Here is a 7,032-nt window from a genome sequence, read left to right on the forward strand (position 1 = left end):
AGCGGGCGGCCGGCAGCTTGCCTGGCTTGCTCGGCGTCGCGGCGGTCGCCGCCCATGGCCTGGCGCAGGCGCAGGCGCGAGTCCGCCAGCCTTTGCAGCGCGATCTCGGCGCTCATGAGGTCTTGCCCGCTTCCTGCAGCACCGCACCGTCCAGCTGCAACTGCTGGCGCAGCAGCGGGAACAGGCGGGACGGTGGCTGGCCCTGCAGCATCAAGAAGCACAGGCCGGCCGCCAGCCACGGCGCGACGGCAACGCCGGCCAGCAAGGCCGGCATCGGCATCTCGGCCAGCGGCACGACCGCCAGCAGCATCAGCGCACCGCCGCCCAGGCCCAGGCCCAGCACCAGGCTGGCGAACAGCGCGGCGGCCCAGAGGCTGCGCCGGCGCAGCTGTGCGAGCGCTTCGATGCTTTCGGCCGTGGCCAGCTGGGCGTAGGCGCCCAGATGCTCGGACAGCAGCTCCGGCCGGGTGGCCACCAAGCCAATCAAAGGATGAATCATCGCCGGTGGCCCCGCCGCTTGCCTGCTCAGTGCTGGCTGCGCGAACGGCTGGCCCAGCCCGCGATCACGGCCAGCGCCGCGCCGGCCGCCACGGCCATCAGCACGGACTTGACCGGCTCATCGCGGATATAGGCGACCGAGCGCTCGCTGCCGCGGCTGACCTGATCGCGCACCTCGGCGCTGGCCAGGCGTGCCTTCTCCAGGCCGCGGCGCGCCAGCTCCTCGGCATGGCTGACCGCATTGCCCAGGGCGCCGGGCACGGTCTGGCCCAGTTCATGGACTCGGCCCTGCAGATGGTCGAGAGCGCCGTTGCTGGCGCGCTGGGTGCTGCGCAGCGCCTCCTCGGCCTTGCTGGCGGCCAGTGCGGCCGCTTGTTCGACGCTATGGCCGGCATTGCTGCCCAGCGCTGTATTGCTTTCGTTCATGGAGTTCTCCTTGCGGTTTGCGGTCGGGGCTGTGCGGGTGCGATCAGGGCTCACTTGAACCAGCTGTCGTTGACGCCGCGCTCCCAGCTGGCGAGCTGCTTCTCGGCCTCATCCTTGGCGATGCCGTAGCGCTCCTGGATCTTGCCGCTGAGCTGGTCGCGGCGGCCGGCGACGACGTCGAGATCGTCGTCGCTGAGCTTGCCCCATTGCTCACGGACCTTGCCCGTGACTTGTTTCCAGTTGCCTTCGATGCGGTCCCAGTTCATGGTGAATCCTTTCGTCTGTTTCAGAGGAGGGCGGTCGGCCGGAACGACGTGATGGGTGTCCCTGATCCGATGACTTCAGTCTAGAAAGACCGCCCCGGCCGGGCCATCGGAGAACGGCGGCTGGGCGTGTAGGACCAGGCCCCATTGCCCCGTCACCACCAGCGCTCGAACCACTGCGCCAGCGTCTCGCGGGCGCGCTGCCACAGCGGGCGGTTCTTCCATGCCTGCAGCTCGATGGCCTGGGCAGCGGCCAGGTCGCGGCGGAACATGCCGGTCATCGCGTTGCCGAAGTCTTCGCCAAACACGACGGCATTGACCTCGTTATTGCCGGTGAAGCTGCGCCAGTCCATATTGCTGGAGCCCACGGTCGAGACCACGCCGTCGATCACCGCCGTCTTGGCATGCAGCACCGCGTCCTGCAGCTCATGGATCTTGACCCCGGCCTCCAGCAGCCGCTCGTAGTAGCCACGCCCGGCGTGCAGCACCGGCGCGAAGTCGCTGACCGAGGGCAGCAGCAGATGGACATCGACGCCGCGCCGCGCCGCATCGCTGAGCGCCGCCACCATGTCCTCGCCCGGCGCGAAATAGGCCATCGTCAGGTAGACGCTGCGCTGCGCGCTGTCGATCGCGGTCAGTAGCATCACATAGATCTTGTTGAACTCGTCATCGGGCGTGGACGGGATCACCCGCAGCAGTTGTTCGCCGGCGGCGGCGGCCGGCGTCGGCGTCAGCGCGGGCAGCGCCTCCTTGCAACCCTGGGCCACCCAGGTGCTGCGCACCAAGTCATCGAGCGCCGGCACCGCGCTGCCGCGCAGGCGGATCTGGGTGTCGCGCCAGCCCCGCTCCTTGGCATGGTCGCTGCGCTTGCGGCCGAACGAGCCGGATGAACCTGATGAGCCTGATGAATAGACCGCGCTGATATTGATGCCGCCGGTGAAGCCGACGTCGCGGTCGACCACCAGGATCTTGCGGTGGTCGCGGTGCGTGATGTCCCAGTAGCCCGGACGCTGCAAGGGGTTGACCGGGTTGAAGGCGCAGACCGCGATGCCTGCCTCGCGCAGCGCTTCGAAGAAGGCGGGGTCAGTGCCGATCGAACCCAGCGCGTCATAGATCACGGCGATCTGCACGCCTTGCGCGCGCTTGCGCTTGAGCAGCGCGGCCAGTTGCTGGGCCACCCCGTCGTGCTCGACGATATAGCTCTCCAGCAGGATGCTGTGGCGGGCCCGCTCGATGGCCTCGAACATGGCGGCAAAGGTGGCGGGCCCGTCGAGCAGCAAGCGGGCCTCATTGCCCGCATGCAGATGGACATCGTCATCGACGGCGGTCTGCGCGGCCAGATGGCGGTGCAGCAGCGAGGCGCTGCCCTGACTACCGATCTTTCGCAGCACCGCCTCGCGCTGGGCCTGGCCCAGACGCCCGCGCTGGCCGCTGACCGTCAACCGGGCCGCGACCTTACCGGCCTTGGCGGTGGGCGGCGGTGCGTCGGCGCGCGCGGGCAGGGCGCGGGTGGCGCAGCCGCCGAAGCTCAGACTCAGGCCCAGTGCCAGGCCCGCAAGCAGCACGGTGATGCGCGGGCCGGGCCGGGGATGCATGCAGAGCTCCTCGGGGGCCGGCGTCTATTTGCGCAGCGCGCCGACGCCCAGCATCGCCAGCACCAGCAGCACGACGAAGATCAGCAGGAAGACGAAGAACAGCAGCTTGGCGATGCCGGCGGCGCCGGCGGCGATGCCGCTGAAGCCCAGTACCCCGGCGATCACCGAGATCAGGGCGAAGATGAGGGCCCACTTGATCATGTCGAGTCCTTGGCGTGGCTTGGATGGCTCGACTCTAGGTCCGGTCCGGCGCGGCGGGCATCGGCGGGCGACGCCTGGCCCTGTAGGACGCCGGCCCGCCCAGGCAATGCGGCCTTGTCCTACACGCAGCCGCGCCGTGGCCCGACAGGGGCAGGCGCGCGGCCTGCCTAGCATCGCTGCATGAACAGGATCATGAACAGCCCGCAGCGTGCCGAGGCCGAACCGGCGCTCGATGTGGATCTGCTGCTGAGCACACCCGCCAGCATCGTCGTGCGTGCGCGCGTCGAGTTTTCCGACGGCTCGACGCTTCAGGACGCCGGCCTGGTGGTGGCGCGCGAACACTGCCACGGCAACCGCCCGGAGGTCTCCGCACTGCGGCGCGCGGCCCAGCTCTGCGCGGCGCGGCTGAGCCGGCCGGTAGGCCCCAAGCCGCGCGCGGTGCGGGCCTTGTATGCCCTGGTCGACGGGGCCTGGTGCGCCTTGCTGCTGCAGCCGCAGACGGCTTGATCAGGCCGGCATCGGCAGATGCCGGCGCGAGCCGCGCGCGTGGGCAAACACCCAGGTGAACTCGGCGCCCAGCAGAAAGATCTGCGCCGAGTAGTAGACCCAGATCAGCAGCACCACCAGCGAGCCGGCCGCGCCGAAGCCGGAGCTGATCGCGGTGCTGCCGATATACAGGCCGATCAGGCTGCGCCCGATGCTGAACAGCGCGGCCGTCACCACCGCACCGACCCACACATCGACCCAGGCCACCCGCGCCCTGGGCATGATCTTGTAGATCAGCGCAAACATCGCCGTCATCAGGCCGAAGCTCAGCAGATGATCGATCACCAGGATCAGATCGTCCCAGCCGCCCAGCAGCGGTGACCACCATTTGTGCAGCGCCGACAGCGCCGCACCCATCAGCAGCGAGACCATCAGCAAAAAGCCGAAACCCAGGATCAGCCCGAAGGACAGCAGGCGCGCGCGCAGCAGCGCCCACAGCCCGTTCAGCGGCCGGGCCGGCACACGCCAGATGCGGTCCAGCGTGCTCTGCAACTCGGCGAACACCGAGGTTGCGCCGATCAGCATCAGCACCAGCCCCGATACCGTGGCCAGCAGACTGCCACCGGGCCGGTTGACGCTCTCCAGCAGACCCTGAACCGCCAGCGCACCGGCGCTGCCCAGCAGCGCCTGCAGCTGGCCATAGATCTCGCCGCGCGCGGCCTCGGCGCCGAACACCAGGCCGGCCACGGACACGACGATCAGCAGCAGCGGCGCCAGCGAAAACAAGGTGTAGTAGGCGATGGCCGCGCCCATGCTGGGCGCCCCGTCGGCCAGCCAGGCTGCGCCGGCGCGGCGCGCCATGCTCAGCACCTCGGCGGGGGTCAGCGGCGGCATCGTGAGCGCATGAGGCCGGGCTCAGCGCCGCCGCAATGCCAGCACGCCGGCCACGAAGAATGCGGCAAACAGCAGGGCGCTCCAGAACTCATAAGGCAGGCCCAGCAGCCGGTAGGCGGCGGCCTCGGCGCAGGAGGCGGTGATCATGAAGACATCGGGCCACAGCGTCTCCAGGTCCAGCGCGGTGACGACCCGGTCGGCCAGGGTCATATCGCAGGAGGCCAGCTTGGAGGCCACCTCATGCTGGTAGTAGGCCGAGGCCAGACCGGCCAGCGACAGCAGCAGCACCGCGCCCAGCGAAAGCTTGCGCAGCGCAGCGCTGCTCTTGAGCAGCCAGCCCAGGCCGGCCACCGCACCCAGCAGCAGGAAGAGGGCCCGCTGCATCACGCACCAGGGGCAGGGCTTGACGTTGAAGCCATGCTGGGCGATCAGCGCGATCGCGACGCCGCCGAAGCTGGCCAGGCAGACAAAGGCCAGCACGCGCGCCGGCAGTTTCGAGGCGGTCAGGAACATCGATCAGTCCGCGTCCACTTCCACCACCAGATCGATCTCGACGCAGGCCCCCATCGGGTTCTGGGCCACACCGAAAGCGCTGCGCGCATGGGCGCCGCGCTCGCCGAAGACCTCGGCGAACAGCTCCGAGGCGCCATTGGTCACCAGATGCTGCTCGGTGAACTCCAGCGTGCTGTTGACCAGGCTCATCAGCTTGACGATGCGGGTGATCTTGTTCAGATCGCCGACGGCGGCCTGCAGCGTGCCCATCAGGTCGATCGCGATCGCGCGGGCCGCCGCCTTGCCGGTGGCGGTATCGGTGTCCAGGCCGAGCTTGCCGACCCAGGGCTTGCCGTCCTTTTTCGCGATATGGCCGGACAGGAACACCAGATTGCCGCTGCGCACATAGGGCACATAGGCCGCCACCGGCACGGCCACGGGCGGCAACTCGATGCCCAGGTTCTTCAGACGCTCATAGACGGTTGTGCTCATCGGGGGCTACTCACGGCAGGTAAAAAGGTTTAGAAAGTTGGCGCGAATCCTACACCGAGCTTCCAGGGAGGAAGCGGATGCCTGACGCATGGCGCACGCTGCATTCGGCCGTGTTGGCGCTGCTGGCCTGGCTGGCCGGCCTGGCGGCGCTGCAGCATTGCGCGCGCCTGCCCGAGGCGCGCGAGCTGGCGGCGGTGCTGCTGCTTGCAGCGGCCCTGGCCGGGCTCGCGCTGCTCAGACCCCGGGCCTGGCCGCGCGGCCTGCTGCTGGCGCTGAGCCTGGGCCTGCTGGCTTTCGGCCAGGGCGCCTGGCGGGCCCAGCAGCGGCTCGATCAGGCCTTGCCGGCCGCCTGGGAAGGGCGCGACCTGCTGCTCAGCGGTCGCATCGCCTCGCTGCCGCAGACGGTGCAGGGCCAGGGTGGCCTGCCGGGGCGGCGCTTCGTCTTCATGGTCGAGCGGGCCGAGGACCCGCAGCGCAGCGCCGAGCCTCAGGTGCCGCCGCGCCTCTTGCTGAGCGCCTATGCCCAGCCGGGTGTGCCGCTGCCCGACTGGCGGGCCGGCGACCACTGGCAGCTGCTGGTGCGGCTGCGCCGCCCGCACGGCCTCTCCAACCCCCATGCCTTCGACTACGAGCTCTGGCTGTTCGAGCAGGGGCTGCGCGCCACCGGCGTGCTGCGGCCCGGCGGCCATCGGCTGCTGGAGGCCGGTGGCGCCTGGCGCATCGACCGCTGGCGTCAGCGCCTGCGCGATGCGATCCAGCGCCATGTCCCCGACCCCGGGGCCGCCGGCGTGCTGGTGGCGCTGAGCCTGGGCGAGCAGGCGGCGATCACGCGCAGCGACTGGGGCCTGTTCCGCGACACCGGCATCAGCCATCTGGTCGCGATCAGCGGCTTGCACATCACGATGTTTGCTTGGGCCGCCGGCTGGGCGGTGGCCGGGCTGTGGCGTCGCAGTGCCAGGTCTTGCCTGTGGCTGCCCGCGCCGCGTGCCGGGCTGTGGGCCGGCGTCGGGGTGGCGCTGGCCTATGCGCTGTTCTCGGGCTGGGGTGTGCCGGCCCAGCGCACGGTCTGGATGTTGCTGACGCTGGCGCTGCTGCGCCAGCTGGGCCTGCGCTGGCCCTGGCCGCTGAGTCTGCTGCTGGCGGCCTGCGTCGTGACGGCCATCGATCCCTGGGCGATCAGCCAGGCGGGGTTCTGGCTGTCCTTTGTCGCGGTCGGCCTGCTGATGGCCAGCGGGCCGGGCCTGCTGCCGCCGGGCTGGCGCGCTCAACTCGGCGCGGCGCTGCACAGCCAGTGGGTCGCCACGCTGGGTCTGGCGCCGCTGACCCTGCTGTTCTTCCAGCAGATCTCGGCGGTGGGCCTGCTGGCCAATCTGGTCGCGATCCCGGTGGTCAGCCTGCTGATCACGCCGCTGGCCCTGGCCGGCAGCCTGGTGCCGCTGCTGTGGGACCTGGCCGTGCTGTGCCTGCAGGGGCTGATGCTGTGGCTGCGCTGGCTGGCCGGCCTACCCTGGGCGGTCTGGCATGTGCCGGTGGCGCCGCTATGGGCCCAGGTCTGCGGCCTGCTGGCGGCGCTGCTGCTGGTGCTGCCGCTGCCCTGGGGTTCGCGGCTGCTGGGCCTGCCGCTGGCGCTGGGCCTGCTGTGGCCGGCCGTGCCGCGCCCGGCGCCGGGCCAGCTGGAGCTGCTG

10 protein-coding genes are annotated in these 7,032 nt (G+C 70.3%); 2 read left to right on the top strand and 8 right to left on the bottom strand.

The genetic code is table 11. The features are described from left to right. Positions 1-112 precede the first annotated feature (112 nt). The 5 genes from PO768_RS21615 to PO768_RS21635 form a co-directional block, all read right to left on the bottom strand. On the bottom strand, positions 113-475 hold the full coding sequence (locus tag PO768_RS21615) for a hypothetical protein (protein WP_272647705.1): 363 nt from the start codon (positions 473-475) through the stop codon (positions 113-115). Positions 476-525: 50 nt separating this feature from the next. Beyond that, positions 526-924: a hypothetical protein gene (locus PO768_RS21620; protein ID WP_262970452.1), complete on the bottom strand. Its 399-nt coding sequence runs from the start codon at positions 922-924 to the stop codon at positions 526-528. Positions 925-974: 50 nt separating this feature from the next. Continuing rightward, positions 975-1,190, bottom strand: a complete 216-nt coding sequence (locus tag PO768_RS21625) for a CsbD family protein (protein WP_137941979.1) — start codon at positions 1,188-1,190, stop codon at positions 975-977. 152 nt (positions 1,191-1,342) lie between these two features. Then, a complete protein-coding gene (cls, locus tag PO768_RS21630; protein ID WP_272647706.1) occupies positions 1,343-2,782 on the bottom strand; it encodes a cardiolipin synthase in 1,440 nt (479 codons plus the stop codon). 24 nt (positions 2,783-2,806) lie between these two features. Continuing rightward, a complete protein-coding gene (locus PO768_RS21635) occupies positions 2,807-2,983 on the bottom strand; it encodes a DUF1328 family protein (protein ID WP_266008619.1) in 177 nt (58 codons plus the stop codon). A 180-nt stretch (positions 2,984-3,163) separates the two neighbouring features. On the opposite strand from PO768_RS21635, the gene PO768_RS21640 reads away from it, so the two are divergent. Next, positions 3,164-3,490: a hypothetical protein gene (locus PO768_RS21640; protein ID WP_262970455.1), complete on the top strand. Its 327-nt coding sequence runs from the start codon at positions 3,164-3,166 to the stop codon at positions 3,488-3,490. On the opposite strand, the gene PO768_RS21645 is transcribed toward PO768_RS21640, so the two are convergent. Genes PO768_RS21645 through PO768_RS21655 form a run of 3 tightly spaced genes read right to left on the bottom strand, consistent with a single transcriptional unit; the run spans position 3,491 to position 5,347 of the window. After that, entirely contained in the window at positions 3,491-4,363 is an 873-nt protein-coding gene (locus PO768_RS21645) for a YihY/virulence factor BrkB family protein (RefSeq protein WP_269840302.1), read from the bottom strand. A gap of 21 nt (positions 4,364-4,384) precedes the next feature. Next, positions 4,385-4,876, bottom strand: coding sequence for a disulfide bond formation protein B (locus PO768_RS21650; protein WP_137941984.1), 492 nt, complete (start codon positions 4,874-4,876; stop codon positions 4,385-4,387). Positions 4,877-4,879: 3 nt separating this feature from the next. Continuing rightward, positions 4,880-5,347: a RidA family protein gene (locus tag PO768_RS21655; RefSeq protein WP_137941985.1), complete on the bottom strand. Its 468-nt coding sequence runs from the start codon at positions 5,345-5,347 to the stop codon at positions 4,880-4,882. Between the two features lie 77 nt (positions 5,348-5,424). Between PO768_RS21655 and PO768_RS21660 the strand changes: the two genes are divergently transcribed. Next, positions 5,425-7,032 (top strand): ComEC/Rec2 family competence protein (locus tag PO768_RS21660; RefSeq protein ID WP_272647707.1); only part of this gene is annotated, 1,608 nt, incomplete at its 3' end.

The organism is Paucibacter sp. XJ19-41 (assembly GCF_028462495.1).
Taxonomy (GTDB): Bacteria; Pseudomonadota; Gammaproteobacteria; order Burkholderiales; family Burkholderiaceae_C; genus Roseateles_E.

What these genes read in the sequence shown, in the direction of transcription:
- PO768_RS21620 (WP_262970452.1), bottom strand. Translation starts at nt 924, where the DNA reads ATGAACGAAAGCAATACAGCGCTGGGCAGCAATGCCGGCCATAGCGTC.
- PO768_RS21625 (WP_137941979.1), bottom strand. Translation starts at nt 1,190, where the DNA reads ATGAACTGGGACCGCATCGAAGGCAACTGGAAACAAGTCACGGGCAAG.
- cls (WP_272647706.1), bottom strand. Translation starts at nt 2,782, where the DNA reads ATGCATCCCCGGCCCGGCCCGCGCATCACCGTGCTGCTTGCGGGCCTG.
- PO768_RS21635 (WP_266008619.1), bottom strand. Translation starts at nt 2,983, where the DNA reads ATGATCAAGTGGGCCCTCATCTTCGCCCTGATCTCGGTGATCGCCGGG.
- PO768_RS21640 (WP_262970455.1), top strand. Translation starts at nt 3,164, where the DNA reads ATGAACAGGATCATGAACAGCCCGCAGCGTGCCGAGGCCGAACCGGCG.
- PO768_RS21645 (WP_269840302.1), bottom strand. Translation starts at nt 4,363, where the DNA reads ATGCCGCCGCTGACCCCCGCCGAGGTGCTGAGCATGGCGCGCCGCGCC.
- PO768_RS21650 (WP_137941984.1), bottom strand. Translation starts at nt 4,876, where the DNA reads ATGTTCCTGACCGCCTCGAAACTGCCGGCGCGCGTGCTGGCCTTTGTC.
- PO768_RS21655 (WP_137941985.1), bottom strand. Translation starts at nt 5,347, where the DNA reads ATGAGCACAACCGTCTATGAGCGTCTGAAGAACCTGGGCATCGAGTTG.